We start from the raw sequence: 13,042 nt of genomic DNA, 5'->3' as shown, positions 1-13,042 counted from the left end.
GCACAACCAACAACGTAGAGCGGCTCCGGCGTGGCCATGAATTACGCCGCCTGGCGCTGGGCAGGCTTGCTAGCCTGAGGATCGATGAGCGTCATGCGGCGGGCGAGTTCGACGCCGAAACGGCCGGGAACAAGGTCGGTAACCAGATCCCACTCTTTGACAGCACCAACGGGGTAACCCTTATCAAGACCATCGCATTCGACTTCGATCTGGATGCGCATCTGTTCGGTTTCGAGCGTGGCGCGTTGGCTATAAATCGGCTTCTGCATTCCCTTGGACGTGGTGACAGTGCGGGTCTCGACAGCGCTGGTGATCGTGACTTTGGGTGCGTTCGACATGGCTTCGTTCTCTTCGTTTGATTGGTGGTTTCGGATGGGCTACTGCAAATTTCGGGCGGTACTGTGGGGTCAAGCTATGTCCCCCCCCTACCCCCCCGTGGGAGAGCGTGAGAGAAGCGCTTGTTGTCCCGTTGCGCGGGGCTCGCCACCTGCCGCCCGGTGATCCTCTGTGCTGCTGGTCTAGGCCGGGATCAGGCCGTCTTGCGCGGGTCGTGCGGTGTAGTCGATTGGCGGTGGCAACCACGCGCCAAAGTTCTTGCTGAAATCGACCTCACCGCCCTTTGTTACGTACTTCGACACATAGCCGGTGATATCTGCCTGGCTGCGTGGTGCTTCGATCTGATTGCGTCCAAATTCGCGGTACCAGAACTCGTGCCACTGATACCGATTCATCAAGCGGTTTAAATCGTCATCAGCCGCAGCTGCAACGGCGTGGAAGTGCAATCGGCCGTCGCGGTGAAACTCTTGGCCGCGTGCCCACTGGATGCCCCTGTGCGGCCGCTTGGCCCATGCCCTGCCGTAGATTTCGCGATTGATGTTGCTGACGAAGAAGCGGAACGCTTTGTCTGCTGCTTCGGCATGGACGCCACCGTTTCGACCGGTTTTATTGAGCCGAAATGTGAGCGTCCAAAACTGTTGCCACGGGATGCGTTGGAGCAGCTCTGCATAGCCTTGCGCTTGGTAATCAACAGCCCGCAGCTGGTGCAGCACATCAAGGTTGCATCCATCGCGTTGAGCGTCTGGAAGCTGCCCCCGCAGTGATAGCAAGGGCTGTTCGGGTAATGGGCTAGCCTGGTCGGCTGCGTCTTCATGGCTCATCGCCCTGCCCCGAGCCAACCCACCTGATGCGTTCCTCTATCAGTCGGTCTAGCTCGGCGCGTTCGTCGTCGGTCTTTGATTGCTTCTTCTTTTCGATCAACTGCCAAAATTTGAGGTCGCGATCGCTCATGCGCGGGCCTCGCGCATTGCTTTGCATTCGGCCAGGTGATCGGCAGCGACCTGCTTTATTTCGCGCCAGAACTTCAATGGCGGCGTGCGCCTAGTCGGAAATAGATCGCGCTGGATTAGCTTGGATTCGACGAATTCAAGGGCAATGCGAGCCCCGCGTTCGGTGTCGGTTGGCCGGCTCATCTGCGGAACTCCATGACACGACACGCGCCGTCATTGCCGTCGATGCAAAGTTGCTGGACCGCTTCATCGCGTTGGATCTGATGCTCAACACTACTTGCAGCACCCATTCCAGCGGCATAGCCAACGAGTCCGCCAACGCCAAAGCCAGTTACGCAACACATGCAAACGATAGGACCGAGCTCGCGGCAGAACGCGATGAAGTTACGCATCACCCACCTCGCGACGAGCTTGCATAGCGGCGAGTGCAACAAAGGCCTCTTGCTCAATCTGACGAATCAATGCAGCGTCTTTGCGATTCAAATACCAACAAATGAATTTGTAGGCAGAAAGCGCAACGAAAGGAATTGCGACTAACACGGTCAGACAGCCGGCGAAGATCAGCTCACGCTGCTCGGGCGTGAAAACGCAGTACGGATTGCAGTCCATGTTTATCCCCTGCCCGGTGCCCGGTAGAACCCGCCCCGCCGGCACCGGGCGGGGCCGGCGGGTGGGCGATGTCAAGACTCTGCTGACATCTAGGGTCAAATGTATGCTGGGTCATGACATGGTGTCAACAGGGTAATTACATGAGCCAGAGCTACGACCTGTTTTGCAGGTGGAAACACGTGCAAAAGATCCAAAGTGACAACGCAGGCGCGATAGCCCTCGGCGTGACGCGAGCAGCTGTTTCTAGCTGGAAAAAAGGGAAAAACGCCGAAATTCAGTTCATCGAACGAATGGCGGAAGACATAGGCGACAACCCGGAGACGTGGAGCGCCCTGGTCATGGCGGAACGCAGCAACTCAGAGGACGAGAGAGCCGCATGGAAGCGCATTGCGCAACGGCTAGCAGGAGTGACCTTGGGCCTGTTTATGGTGATGGGCGCTGCCCTGCCAGGCCGGGCGGAGGCTTCGGTAAACCGCGATTCAGTTCACAATTCGCAGTCTGATAAGCCGCACCCTCTATACATTATGCGAAATCATCTCGTCGTGCGGCGCGGGCTCGGCTGCGCTGGATCTGGCTTTGGATCAAGACCTGCCGCCGAACCGTTCCCCTAGCGAAACGGAACTTGCCGCATGACTGACACCTACAATCTAGACCGTCGCCACCGTGCTGGCTGTTGGCGAGCAATGCCCAAACAGCTGCGCGGCAGATCTACATCGGCGCGGGTCACGAACCATGTAGAACTGACCGGCCCCTGCGCGGGCTGGCGATTGGCTGGCCGTGATCTGGTTGCACCGAGCGGCGAACGGATCCCAGAACGCCGGCTGCGCGGATTGCTCTGGCATGCGAATGCCACCGACATCCGGGCTTCGGTGCGTAGGCGGAACGCCAAACGAAAAGCGGTTCAGCAGTCATTGGTCAAGGTCGTCGTCATGGATCTTGGCGAGCAGCGAGAGCAGCACTTCGTCAAGATCGCAGGACAAGACGTTGGCGCTTTGAGATACAGATTCATTCGCACTGCTCACCAGCCGACGCTAGAGCCATCCCTTGCTGGGGACTGACCTTGAGCCCCCAATCGGCCGAGCAGCGGCGCGGCGATCGTGCTGACCCGCGCCGGTCATGCGCAGCTCGCGAGCTTGCCCGGAGCCACTTGCACTGACGTTTTGGCGCGCCGGATAAGCAGGCCTGTGAGCGTCGGCAGGAACGCACCGCTCAAGCGTCACGAAGGCATGGGTCCGACACGGCCACGGCCACGACCAAATAACGTCGTCTTCAGATCAACTTGCCTGATAGATTCTGATTGGGGTCGGAAGCTACCCTTCCCTACCCCAAATAAACATCCCTAATCCCCTTCGTCGTCAGTATCCGCTGTTCGCGAGGCCGCCACCGTCGAGGCGGAGCGCGGCGCCAAGCAAGATATTCGTCGCGTCGCCCCTCCACTCTTGGCTGATTGCCTGGAAATAGGGTCCGTCATGCGCTTCCGGTCGAAAAGGCTTATCACCCTAGTTTTTCTCGCAATTCAACGACGTCCCCCCAATTTTGAGTAGCACCTCAGTTTGGAGTCCAATTCCCTACCCCAAGGAGATTGGACGTGAAGAAGCGTTTTTCTGAAGAACAGATCATCGGCTTCCTGCGCGAAGCTGATGCCGGTGTGGCGATCAAGGATCTGTGCCGGCGGCATGGCTTCAGCGAGGCCTCGTATTACCTGTGGCGCAGCAAGTTCGGCGGAATGAGCGTGCCCGACGCCAAGCGGCTCAAGGATCTTGAGGCCGAGAACGCGCGGCTAAAGAAGTTGCTGGCCGAGCAGTTGTTCGAGAACGACCTGATCAAGGATGCGTTGCGAAAAAAGTGGTGAGCGCACCGGCGCGTCGTGCGCTGGTGCGCGAGTGGATCGGGCGTGGTGCCAGCGAGCGTCGCGCCTTGGCGGCGATCGGCATGAGCGCCAGCGCGCTGCGCTATTGCCCACGCCAAGACCGCAATGGCGAACTGCGCGAGCGCATTCTTGCGTTGGCGCATCGCCATCGCCGCTACGGCGTGGGGATGATCTATCTCAAGCTGCGACAGGAAGGACGCCTGGTGAACTACAAGCGCGTGGAGCGGTTGTATCGCGAGCAGCAGCTACAAGTGCGGCGCCGCAAGCGCAAGAAGGTGCCGGTTGGCGAGCGTCAGCCGCTGCTGCGGCCAGCGCAGGCCAACCAGGTGTGGTCGATGGACTTCGTGTTCGACCGCTCCGCCGACGGCCGAGTGATCAAGTGTCTGGTGATCGTGGACGACGCAACGCACGAAGCGGTCGCCATCGAGGTGGAACGCGCGATCTCCGGGCACGGCGTTGCGCGCGTGCTGGATCGGTTGGCACACAGTCGCGGTTTACCGAAGGTGATCCGCACCGACAACGGCAAGGAGTTTTGCGGCAAAGCGATGGTCGTCTGGGCACATGCCCGTGGTGTGCAACTACGGCTAATCCAACCCGGCAAGCCAAATCAAAACGCCTATGTTGAATCGTTCAACGGCCGACTACGCGACGAATGCCTCAACGAGCACTGGTTCCCGACGTTGCTGCACGCGCGCACCGAGATCGAACGCTGGCGACGCGAATACAACGAGGACCGACCGAAGAAAGCAATTGGCGGCATGACGCCGTCCGCTTATGCCCAACATCTGGCAAACACCGATATCATCAACCCCGGACTCTAAACCCGACCGCTACTCAGGGCGGGGGGACGTCGTCAACAGCGCAAAGCCTCATTGCGGCCCTTGCGAGAGGGGCTGGATTTTTTCTTGAGCAGGATGTTTATCCTGTCTCCAAAATGGAATTATTGGTCTTTACCCATGTGGCCAAACCAACCTGGCCAGCCGGCCACCGCAGGCCGATACGCAATTTTTGCAGGAACCTGCAGTTCCACTTCGGTACCGGTGGCAACGCCATTTCGAAATGCGAGCGTGGCACCGATGCGTGCAGCGCGCTCGCGCATGCCGGCCAATCCCCAGTGACCGGGCCGCACGCCCGCGGCAAGCACTTCGGTCGCGATGCCGCGGCCATCATCACTGATACACAGGCGCAACGCCTTGGCGCCGTAATGCAGTTCGAGCGTTACGGTGCCCGCCTGTGCATGGTTGAACGCATTGATGAGGGCCTCGCGTCCGATGCCGAACATCTCGTCATGTACCAGTGGATCGAGCGGTCTCTGCGTACCTTCGACGCGCATCTGGAAGTTCGGTGCAGCGTCGTGCATCAGGTCAGCGCCCACGCTGGCCAACGCCTGCGGAAAGTCGCTGACCGGCGCGGCAGCGGCGCGCAATCCTTGCACGCGATCACGCCCTTCGCTCAGCACATCATCGGCACGCTCGAGCGCGCCCTCCATCGCAATGCGTGCCGGCTCCTTCACGGGGAGTTTTTCGATCGCCGCCTGGAAGCGCAGGATCAGGCTTTGGATACCCTGCAACAAGGTGTCGTGCAGTTCGCGCGCGATCCGTTCGCGTTCGAGATGGCGCTCGGCCAGCCGCGCCTGCAAGCGTGCCTCCATAACCCGCAGTCGGCGCAGGTAAATGAGCCAAAGCAGCCCGGCTCCAACGAGCACGCATAACGTCAAGAACCAGCTCGTCAGATAGAAGGGCGGTGGAATCTGGATCTCCATCGCTGCACCCTGCGTGTTCCAGACCCCGTCCTCGTTGGCGGCAAGAACGCGAAATCGATAGTGGCCAGGACGCAGATTGGTATAGATCGCCTCGCGCCGCGTGCCGGCGTCTTGCCAACCCTGATCGACGCCTTCGAGCCGATAGCGAAACCGCACCCGTTCTGGAATCGAAAGGCTCAGCGCGGCGTAGGCGATGCGTAGTTGTTGTGCACCGACGGGCAATTGCAGCAACGCTCCGGGCAAAAACGGACGACCATCCACCTCCACAGCATGCAGATACACCGGCGGTGGCAACGGATTGTGGTGCAAGCGGTTGGGATCGATCCAGGCCAAACCGTTGTCGGTGGCGAACCACACCCGCCCATCGCTGGCTTCGGCTACGGTGAAGTTGGTCGGCGCCATCTGCGGGGCGCCAGGCAAGCCATCGAGATAGTCGAACCTTCGGTAACGCACCGGATGTGTCGGATTAGCGAGCACCTGCGAGACTTCTGCAGCCGGTATGCGAATCGCCCCTTGCACATCGCTGAGCCATAGGTCGCCAGAGGCAGTTTCGACCAGGCCAGAAATGCTGCCCAACGTGTCATTTTTTGCGGAAACAATCTTGGAAAAGCGCCCTTGGTGGTACAGCGCCAGTCCGAGTTCGCCGGCAACCCAAAGATGAGGTCCGCGGCCACCGATCGCCATCACCCGGCCCACCTGAGGCCCCTGTTCGCTCGTATAGGTATGGGTTTTGCCACCTTCGATGCGGTGCAAGCGATCGGGCAGCGTGCTCAGCCAGACGCGCCCCTGGGTATCTTCGAATACCGCACTTGTGGCGCCTGCAGGATATCCGCCCGGTGTGGTGTCTTCCCATTTGCCGTCGCGGAAGTGCTTGAACCCATGGCCTCCGATGTCGGCCCACAGTCCTCCACTGCCATCGCCGTGAAGCGTGTGCAAGAACCAATCGCCTCCACGCACACCAGCGGGCCAGGGCATCAGCACGAAACGGTCTTGATAGTAGCGCCAGAGACCAACATATCCTGGCCACCAAATGGCACCGACGGGATCACGATAGGCACTGTCGATATTGACGACCTGCGCATGCGGAATCACTGCGTTGCCGCGGATTTGCAGCAGAGGTCTGGCCGAGAAGCTGGCAGCCCAGATATCACCGCCCTCTCCCGCCATCAGGGTGAACCCGGCGTGTCCGCCAGGTATGCTCACCGGTACAACATCGCCATGGCGGAAACGATCGACTCCCTTATCGCTGCCAAACCAAAGATTGCCTTCGCGATCCTCCAGGGCGGCAATCAGCAAATCCGAACTGAGTCCGTTTGCTTGCGTAAACACCTCGACCCTGGAAGCCGGTTTGGGTTGTTCGGGGTGGCTGATCCTGCGCAGGCCGTCACCCACGGTGGCGATCCACAGCCCGCCATCTCGGTCGAACGTGATGGCCTGCGACCCCACCCAGATTTCTTCGTCCTTGCCGACACGGCCGCTGCTTGCCAACGCGAGCGGCCGCACCGCGCGCGCTGTCTCGGCAATCCAGTGGCGTCCCGCTGCGTCCTGAGCGATTTGAGCGGCATCATTCAATCGCTGGCCCGTATCCCGGAAGACCTGCTCGCCGCGCGGCAGGAACAGCAGCTTCTCGATGCCGGCGGCCCACAGCGTGCCCGTCCGATCGACGCCCAGCACCCGCGCGCGCTCGCCTTCCGGAAAGCCCTGCACTACGCCGACCGTCTTCCAGCGTTTGCCCTCGCGGACAGCCAAACCACGCGCGGTGCCGGCCCAGATAGCCCCGTCATGATCTTGTGCGAATCCGAACACGATGTCGGGTGGGAGCTCATCTTTGCCCGAATACACCTGCAAGGTCTTGTCTCGGAGACAGGCCACTGCGCCATTGCGAAAGCCGATCCAGAGATCGCCCTCTCGGGTCGCCAGCAGCGCGGTGACATTGGGCGACGGCAGCTGCGAGCCGCCAATGCTGTCGTAGCGTTCGAAGGTCACGCCATCGAAGCGGAACAAGCCGGTTGCTCCACCGATCCACAGGTAGCCGTCACTGGTCTGGGCAAGCGCACGTACCTGACTCGGCGCGCCATCGCGCGCAGTCCAGGCGGTGTGATGCAGCTGCGCGAGGTTGCGCTCGCGGTCGAGCGCATGCGCATTTAGCGCAAACAGCAATCCTGCACCCGCGATGCAGCAGTGCAGGATGAAGCGCATCCATAAGGGTGTCAGACGACGCAACGCCGCCATCTCCTATCTCAGGGTGGATAGACCAGGCCCACTCCGAATCGGAGAGCGTTCTGCAGCCCTGGCCTCTCACGTCGATCGCGGTGATGGCCAAAGCGCTTCTGTGCGTCACGGGCTGCGTGACTGTATCTCATGCCGCCGGATTACGTGATATCACCCAAAGCCCTTGACTTGATAGCAAGCTCAAGCGCATTGCAAGATTGCAAGAGTTACCCGTGTAAAGCCAGCGAGTCGGGCATGGTCGACCATCTCCAGCTCGATCGTTTATCACCTGGCATGTGCGTTGTTCACCGCCTCAACGTTGGCGAGGCAGTGTCAGATGCGTTGTAATTCAAAGCAGAGCATGCGACGTGACCGGACTCTCCGTAGGTAGGCATGTCCACCTCGCCCTGGTCGACATGGGGGCGCATTGAATGGCCCTGATCAGCCTGGCGTTCGATGCGCGACACGGCGCCGCTGGTGATGGACAAGCACGGTAAACAGTCCAAGCAGTCCGCCAAGGCAGGTCGCCAGCAGAGGCAGATGCGTCGGCATATAGGCCCCCCGATCGCGGTAGCTTTCTGGATAAAACGAGGGTTCCAGCAACCACCAGGCGACGCCGCCGCCGAGCAGCAGCGCGCAGAGCGCGGTCTGCAGCTTGACTGCAGGCGCAGCGACATAGGCAAGAATGACAACCGCCAGCGCGGCGCTGAAGCCTGCGCCAGGAAGATGCCAGACGCCAACCACTGCGGTCGACAGACTGCCGAGGACGCCGGCAATGAGAAAGCCGCCCAAGAGGATCGGCAGTAGCAATAACCAACGCAGCGCCATGATCTTTCCTTATGCCTTTGACCGTCAGGCGCCGCCCTCACGCCTAGGTGGAGTCGTCTTGCAGAGCAAGGCCCCTTCGCCTTGCCTCCATCTTGTTCTGGTGACCGATGGGTTGCAGGCGACGCAAGATCACCCCGATTCACACCTCGAGAATGCCGCGTTTGAGGGCGAGTAACACCGCGTGCGTACGGTCCTTGGCACCAAGCTTGGACAGGATGCGCTTCATATGCGCTTTCACCGTGCCCTCGGTGACGCTGAGGCTTTCGGCGATTTCCCGATTCGCGTTGCCACGCGCCAGCTCTCGCAAGACTTCCATCTCGCGTGGTGACAGGTCGTCCTCGCCGGCATGCTGTGCCAGTTCCATAGCGATTTCCGCAGGCACCACACGCCGCCCTGCGTGGACTGCGCGGATCGTATCGCGCAATTCCTTGCGCATCATTCCCTTGAGCATGAAGCCCCTGGCTCCACTCTTGAGCGCGCTCATCGCCTGCGCGTCGCCGCGGTAGGTGGTCAGAACCACGATGCGCGCTTCCGGCCATTCGCTGAGGATGCCGCGCAGCGCTTCCAGCCCGCCCATGCCAGGCATCTGCAGATCCATCAGCGTGACGTCCGGCCCATGCACGCGAAACTGTTCGATCGCCTCGCGGCCGTTTGTGGCCTCGGCGATCAAGGCGATGTCCGGCTGCTCGCTCAACGCGGCCTTGATGCCGTCGAGCAGCAGCGGATGGTCGTCAACGGCCATGACGGTAATCAACGCTGGCGAGGTGTCTCTAGCCCGATTCACGTCGGGTCCTCCTGATGCATGCCAAGGAGCTTGCGCCAGTTCCAGCGCCGTCTTCGGGCGTCTTTATACGCCCAGCTGCCAGGCAGCTGCAATTGCACGGTGCTCCCAACACCCGGTTTGCTCGAAATGCTGAGATTGCCGCGCACCCTGGCGGCACGCTCGCGCAAGCCTTTCAGGCCCCAGTGCCCATCCTTGACTCCCGATAGATCGAAGCCAGATCCATCGTCGCTGACGCGTATCTCAAGTTGCCGGCGCCCGAAGACGGTGACGACCTGCACGCGGGTGGCACGCGCATGGCGAAAGGCATTGGCCATCGCTTCGCTGCCGATATGGAAGGCTTCATCCAGAACCAGCGGATCCAGTGCGCGTCGGCTGCCCTCTACCGAGGCCTGGAAGGCCACGCCATAATCACGCGCCAGTTCGCTCCCGGACATCGCCAATGCATCCGGCAGGTCCATGCAGACCGAAGTGCGCAATTCGGCCACCTTGTCGCGACCATCGGCCAGAATTCTGTCCGCGCGATCCAGCGCATCTTCCATCAGTTCGCGTGCGCGCTCTCCGTCCGGTATCCGTTCGGCGGCCGATTGGAATCTCAGCATCAGCCCTTGCACGCCCTGCAGAAACGTATCGTGCAAATCGCGTGCGATGCGCTCGCGTTCCAACAATCGCGCCTCACTTCGCCATTGTAGCTTTGCCTTGACCTGGCGCATGCGCAGGAAGAACAGCACCCATAGGGCGCAGGCGATCGCTGCAACGCACAGGGCCAGGAAGGTGCGCGACTGCACGAAGGTGGGCGGGACGACAAAGTCCACGCTTGCGCCAGCGTTGTTCCAAACCCCCGATTCGTTTGCTGCAACAACCTCGAAACGATAGTTCCCGGGGCGCAGACCGGTGAAAAAGGCCTCGCGCCTGGTGCCTACGTCTTCCCAGCCCATGGCCGATCCTTTTAGGCGATAGCGGAACTGCACGCGTTCGGGCATGGTGAAACTGGGTGCGGTATAGGCGAGCTGAATCACCCGCGGCTTGGTAGGCAGCGCTATTACTGAGCGCCTATGTCCTTCGATACTGGTGCGCTGGCCATCCACCGTGATGGATTTTAGGTAGACGTTGGGCGTCACCATATTGCGTGGCAGTGGCCGCGGCGCAAGCGTAACCACGCCGCTGGAGGTCGTGAACCACAACCGTCCATCAGTACTTTCGATGGCAGTTGGCCATGTGCTCAGGAGTTGTACGGCACCTGGAAAGCCATCGTTGTGGTCGAACAGCCTGGACCTTGCCAGATGTGCCGGGTTCGCCACGATATTGCGAACTTCATTTGCATCGATGAAGACCGCGCCATCGCTGGTGTTCAACCACAGTTCCCCCCCTGCCCGCTGGATGAGCCCGGCGATGCTGCCGAACCGAAGTCCTTCGCTGTTGAGTACCGAGTGAAACCGCTTGCCATCGAAACGAGCGAGGCCTTTTTCGCCGCCGATCCAGACATCGCGACCCGACACGGCCATGACCTGCACCGGGCCTGTCGCCAACCCATCCGCAGCGCTGTATACCCTAACTTGGTCGCCATCGACGACCGCCAGGCGATTGTGCACATAGCCAAGCCAGAGCCGCCCAGCTGCATCCACGGTCATCGATGTCGCCGGCTCGCGCGGCAACGCGGCCAACCCGCCCCACAACATCCAGCGATTGTCGACGACCCGGTACACGCCTCCCCGGATCACCGACACCCAGAGCGTGCCATCCTTCTGGCTGGCAATCGCCTGGATGCCGCTGGCTTTGTGTGTGTGCTGGGGACGCCATTCGACAAGTCCCTTGCTGCTGCTGCGATAAATGGAACTGTGGCGTCCACCCAGCCATAAGGTGCCGTTGTGATCCCGGTGCAGGGCTGAAAAGTTCTCATGGGACGACGGCAGCGATTCTTGTCTTAATCCGTTCCGTAATCGGTGCAGTCCATGGTCCGAATCACTGACCCAGATCGAGCCATCTCCCGCTGCAGTCAATGCCGCACCGCGTGAAGCGCGCTCAAGCCCAACTCGCAAGAAGGCAGAGCTACGAAATCGCGACAACCCACCATCAGAGATTACCCAGGCGTTGCCTTCGCGGTCCTGCATGAGCGCGATCGGCGTCTCGCCCAACAGACGGATGGGGGCAGTGACATCTTTGCTCGCCGGGGTGCTCTGTGTTGCCGTGCGGTCTTGCCGGAGCAGTGGAATCCGCTTGAGGCCATTGGAGGACGCATGCCAAAGCATGCGATCGCGGTCGATCATCAATACCAGCAGCTCAGCGGCAGACTCTGGAAAGTTCTGCCAGGTCATTGCCAATGCGTTTCCGACCTGTGGGGCTTTCAGTTCACTGAGCCCTAATCGATGCTGCGCCAACCAGACCTGCCCATCCGGCGATTTCAGCAAGTAACTCCATTTGGTATGGTTCGCCTGCCTCAGGCCAAGTTCGAAGTGACGCTCTCCACGCCGGCGAAAGTACAGCGAATCGTCCGTATAAGCCCACAGCGTGCCCGCGCCGTCGAGTTCCAGCTGGTTGACTTGCACCGGCGGAAACTGCCAGGCCGTTTCCGCCTGCGTCCACCGCCCGCCTTCTAACCGGAACAAGCCGCGTGAGGTCCCGATCCACATGCGGCCGCCATCCTCGGCAAAGCTCATCGCCGTGTTAGGTGGCAAGCCATCCTGAGTGGAATAGTGCTGCGATGTTCCATCCTCACCGATGAAGCTGGCGCCGCCGAACAGATAGCCGACCCACAAGCCCCCCGCTGGCCTTGCCCACAGTGCATAGATTTGCGATGTCGGCAAAGGAACGCCGGCAACCTGCTGGACGCGTTCGAACTTGACCCCATCGAATCGGAACAAGCCTCCACTGGCGACAACCCAGATATAGCCATCGCGCGTCTGGGTCATGGCGATCATGCCGCTTGGCGCGCCGGTCTGGACCGTCCAGTGCATCTGGTGCAACTGGAAAAGCGGGACCTCCGCCAGCTGTGCGAATGCCGGCAGACATGCGCACAGCGTCAGGGCCCACCCCAGCACAAGCCGAAATGCCAACGCTGGTGCACGAGACACGCTCACGCCGCGCGTGCGCCAAGCCGGCGTGGACGAGGTGGAACCCGTGCGTTGTGACGGTCGGGAGGCACGGGAGGGTGGCAAGCATCGCCTGATAGGCCCAGCAGATCGGCAATGCGCACCAGCTCGGCAAACGAACGCGCACCCATTTTATCCATGACACGCTTGCGATGGATCTGCAGTGTCGCCTCGCTGATGCCCATGGCTGCGGCAGCCTGCTTATTGAGCAGGCCATCGGTGACCAGCTGTAATGCTTGCCGCTCGCGCGGCGTCAATGCTGCGTAGCGCGCCATTGCGTCCGCGAACCTGGTCGCCGTCGCCACGATCCACTCGTCGAGCTGCGCATCGATGCCATCGAGATCGTCCGATCGCAACAACACACAGGGCGCGTGTGCGCCATCCCCCATCACCAGCATGGCCGGCTTGACTGCCGCATCGCGCCGGGCGGCCACCTCACCGCACGATAGCGGAAGTCCTGGTGTTTGCCAGCGGCTGGCATCGACCAGGACGAACATGATCGGAGGAGGCTGTTGCATGCGGATGGGTCCCGTTGGAACGCCTACTACCGTAACTGCGCGTCCCCGCCCCCACAATGCTCTCAAGTCCAGCAACTGCATTGCACCT

Annotated in this window: 13 protein-coding genes; 3 read left to right on the top strand and 10 right to left on the bottom strand. The window is 61.0% G+C overall.

Translation table 11 applies throughout. The annotated features are described in order from the left end of the window. Positions 1 to 41: 41 nt before the first annotated feature. The 5 genes from ACCQ15_RS10820 to ACCQ15_RS10800 all read right to left on the bottom strand — a co-directional run bounded on the left by ACCQ15_RS10820 (position 42) and on the right by ACCQ15_RS10800 (position 1,895). Positions 42 to 338 (bottom strand): hypothetical protein, encoded by a 297-nt coding sequence (locus ACCQ15_RS10820; RefSeq protein WP_074052432.1) that lies wholly within the window; start codon positions 336 to 338, stop codon positions 42 to 44. 180 nt (positions 339 to 518) lie between these two features. Further along, on the bottom strand, positions 519 to 1,157 hold the full coding sequence (locus ACCQ15_RS10815) for a rolling circle replication-associated protein (protein WP_372381509.1): 639 nt from the start codon (positions 1,155 to 1,157) through the stop codon (positions 519 to 521). Continuing rightward, positions 1,147 to 1,287: a hypothetical protein gene (locus ACCQ15_RS10810; RefSeq protein WP_372381508.1), complete on the bottom strand. Its 141-nt coding sequence runs from the start codon at positions 1,285 to 1,287 to the stop codon at positions 1,147 to 1,149. The genes ACCQ15_RS10815 and ACCQ15_RS10810 overlap by 11 nt, the downstream gene beginning before the upstream one ends. After that, positions 1,284 to 1,469 carry a hypothetical protein gene (locus ACCQ15_RS10805; RefSeq protein WP_372381507.1) on the bottom strand — a complete coding sequence of 62 codons (186 nt, stop codon included), beginning with the start codon at positions 1,467 to 1,469 and terminating at the stop codon, positions 1,284 to 1,286. The genes ACCQ15_RS10810 and ACCQ15_RS10805 overlap by 4 nt, the downstream gene beginning before the upstream one ends. Before the next feature lie 201 nt (positions 1,470 to 1,670). Continuing rightward, positions 1,671 to 1,895, bottom strand: coding sequence for a hypothetical protein (locus tag ACCQ15_RS10800; protein WP_372381506.1), 225 nt, complete (start codon positions 1,893 to 1,895; stop codon positions 1,671 to 1,673). Between the two features lie 140 nt (positions 1,896 to 2,035). Here ACCQ15_RS10800 and ACCQ15_RS10795 point away from each other — a divergent pair, with 140 nt between their 5' ends. The 3 genes from ACCQ15_RS10795 (at position 2,036) to ACCQ15_RS10785 (ending at position 4,586) form a co-directional block, all read left to right on the top strand. After that, on the top strand, positions 2,036 to 2,506 hold the full coding sequence (locus ACCQ15_RS10795) for a DUF3693 domain-containing protein (RefSeq protein WP_372381505.1): 471 nt from the start codon (positions 2,036 to 2,038) through the stop codon (positions 2,504 to 2,506). An 18-nt stretch (positions 2,507 to 2,524) separates the two neighbouring features. Continuing rightward, the gene (locus ACCQ15_RS10790) at positions 2,525 to 2,953 is read left to right on the top strand and encodes a hypothetical protein (RefSeq protein WP_011347649.1); all 429 of its coding nucleotides are present in this window, start codon (positions 2,525 to 2,527) and stop codon (positions 2,951 to 2,953) included. A 530-nt stretch (positions 2,954 to 3,483) separates the two neighbouring features. Next, positions 3,484 to 4,586 (top strand): IS3 family transposase gene (locus ACCQ15_RS10785; protein ID WP_372166127.1). Its coding sequence is split into 2 segments (ribosomal slippage): positions 3,484 to 3,742 and positions 3,742 to 4,586, totalling 1,104 coding nucleotides; the frame shifts between segments, so codons are not numbered across the junction. Positions 4,587 to 4,705: 119 nt separating this feature from the next. Here the strand turns inward: ACCQ15_RS10785 and ACCQ15_RS10780 are convergent. The 5 genes from ACCQ15_RS10780 to ACCQ15_RS10760 all read right to left on the bottom strand — a co-directional run bounded on the left by ACCQ15_RS10780 (position 4,706) and on the right by ACCQ15_RS10760 (position 13,035). Further along, positions 4,706 to 7,726: a sensor histidine kinase gene (locus ACCQ15_RS10780; RefSeq protein ID WP_506187859.1), complete on the bottom strand. Its 3,021-nt coding sequence runs from the start codon at positions 7,724 to 7,726 to the stop codon at positions 4,706 to 4,708. Positions 7,727 to 8,179: 453 nt separating this feature from the next. After that, positions 8,180 to 8,566, bottom strand: coding sequence for a hypothetical protein (locus tag ACCQ15_RS10775; protein ID WP_008575730.1), 387 nt, complete (start codon positions 8,564 to 8,566; stop codon positions 8,180 to 8,182). Between the two features lie 139 nt (positions 8,567 to 8,705). Then, the gene (locus ACCQ15_RS10770; RefSeq protein ID WP_008575732.1) at positions 8,706 to 9,308 is read right to left on the bottom strand and encodes a response regulator; all 603 of its coding nucleotides are present in this window, start codon (positions 9,306 to 9,308) and stop codon (positions 8,706 to 8,708) included. A gap of 38 nt (positions 9,309 to 9,346) precedes the next feature. Next, entirely contained in the window at positions 9,347 to 12,301 is a 2,955-nt protein-coding gene (locus ACCQ15_RS10765; protein WP_506187858.1) for a sensor histidine kinase, read from the bottom strand. Positions 12,302 to 12,420: 119 nt separating this feature from the next. Continuing rightward, positions 12,421 to 13,035, bottom strand: coding sequence for a response regulator transcription factor (locus ACCQ15_RS10760; protein WP_372381502.1), 615 nt, complete (start codon positions 13,033 to 13,035; stop codon positions 12,421 to 12,423). Positions 13,036 to 13,042 lie beyond the last annotated feature (7 nt).

Source organism: Xanthomonas sp. NCPPB 1754 (assembly GCF_041475725.2).
Classification (GTDB): Bacteria; Pseudomonadota; Gammaproteobacteria; order Xanthomonadales; family Xanthomonadaceae; genus Xanthomonas; species Xanthomonas euvesicatoria.
Note: the sequence above shows the minus strand (reverse complement) of the source record. Positions and strands in the feature narration are given on the sequence as shown.

Bases quoted from the DNA above. Each gene is read 5' to 3' on its own strand.
- ACCQ15_RS10820 (WP_074052432.1), bottom strand. From the start codon at position 338: ATGTCGAACGCACCCAAAGTCACGATCACCAGCGCTGTCGAGACCCGC.
- ACCQ15_RS10815 (WP_372381509.1), bottom strand. From the start codon at position 1,157: ATGAGCCATGAAGACGCAGCCGACCAGGCTAGCCCATTACCCGAACAG.
- ACCQ15_RS10810 (WP_372381508.1), bottom strand. From the start codon at position 1,287: ATGAGCGATCGCGACCTCAAATTTTGGCAGTTGATCGAAAAGAAGAAG.
- ACCQ15_RS10805 (WP_372381507.1), bottom strand. From the start codon at position 1,469: ATGAGCCGGCCAACCGACACCGAACGCGGGGCTCGCATTGCCCTTGAA.
- ACCQ15_RS10800 (WP_372381506.1), bottom strand. From the start codon at position 1,895: ATGGACTGCAATCCGTACTGCGTTTTCACGCCCGAGCAGCGTGAGCTG.
- ACCQ15_RS10795 (WP_372381505.1), top strand. From the start codon at position 2,036: ATGAGCCAGAGCTACGACCTGTTTTGCAGGTGGAAACACGTGCAAAAG.
- ACCQ15_RS10790 (WP_011347649.1), top strand. From the start codon at position 2,525: ATGACTGACACCTACAATCTAGACCGTCGCCACCGTGCTGGCTGTTGG.
- ACCQ15_RS10780 (WP_506187859.1), bottom strand. From the start codon at position 7,726: ATGCGCTTCATCCTGCACTGCTGCATCGCGGGTGCAGGATTGCTGTTT.
- ACCQ15_RS10775 (WP_008575730.1), bottom strand. From the start codon at position 8,566: ATGGCGCTGCGTTGGTTATTGCTACTGCCGATCCTCTTGGGCGGCTTT.
- ACCQ15_RS10770 (WP_008575732.1), bottom strand. From the start codon at position 9,308: ATGGCCGTTGACGACCATCCGCTGCTGCTCGACGGCATCAAGGCCGCG.
- ACCQ15_RS10765 (WP_506187858.1), bottom strand. From the start codon at position 12,301: ATGCACTGGACGGTCCAGACCGGCGCGCCAAGCGGCATGATCGCCATG.
- ACCQ15_RS10760 (WP_372381502.1), bottom strand. From the start codon at position 13,035: ATGCAGTTGCTGGACTTGAGAGCATTGTGGGGGCGGGGACGCGCAGTT.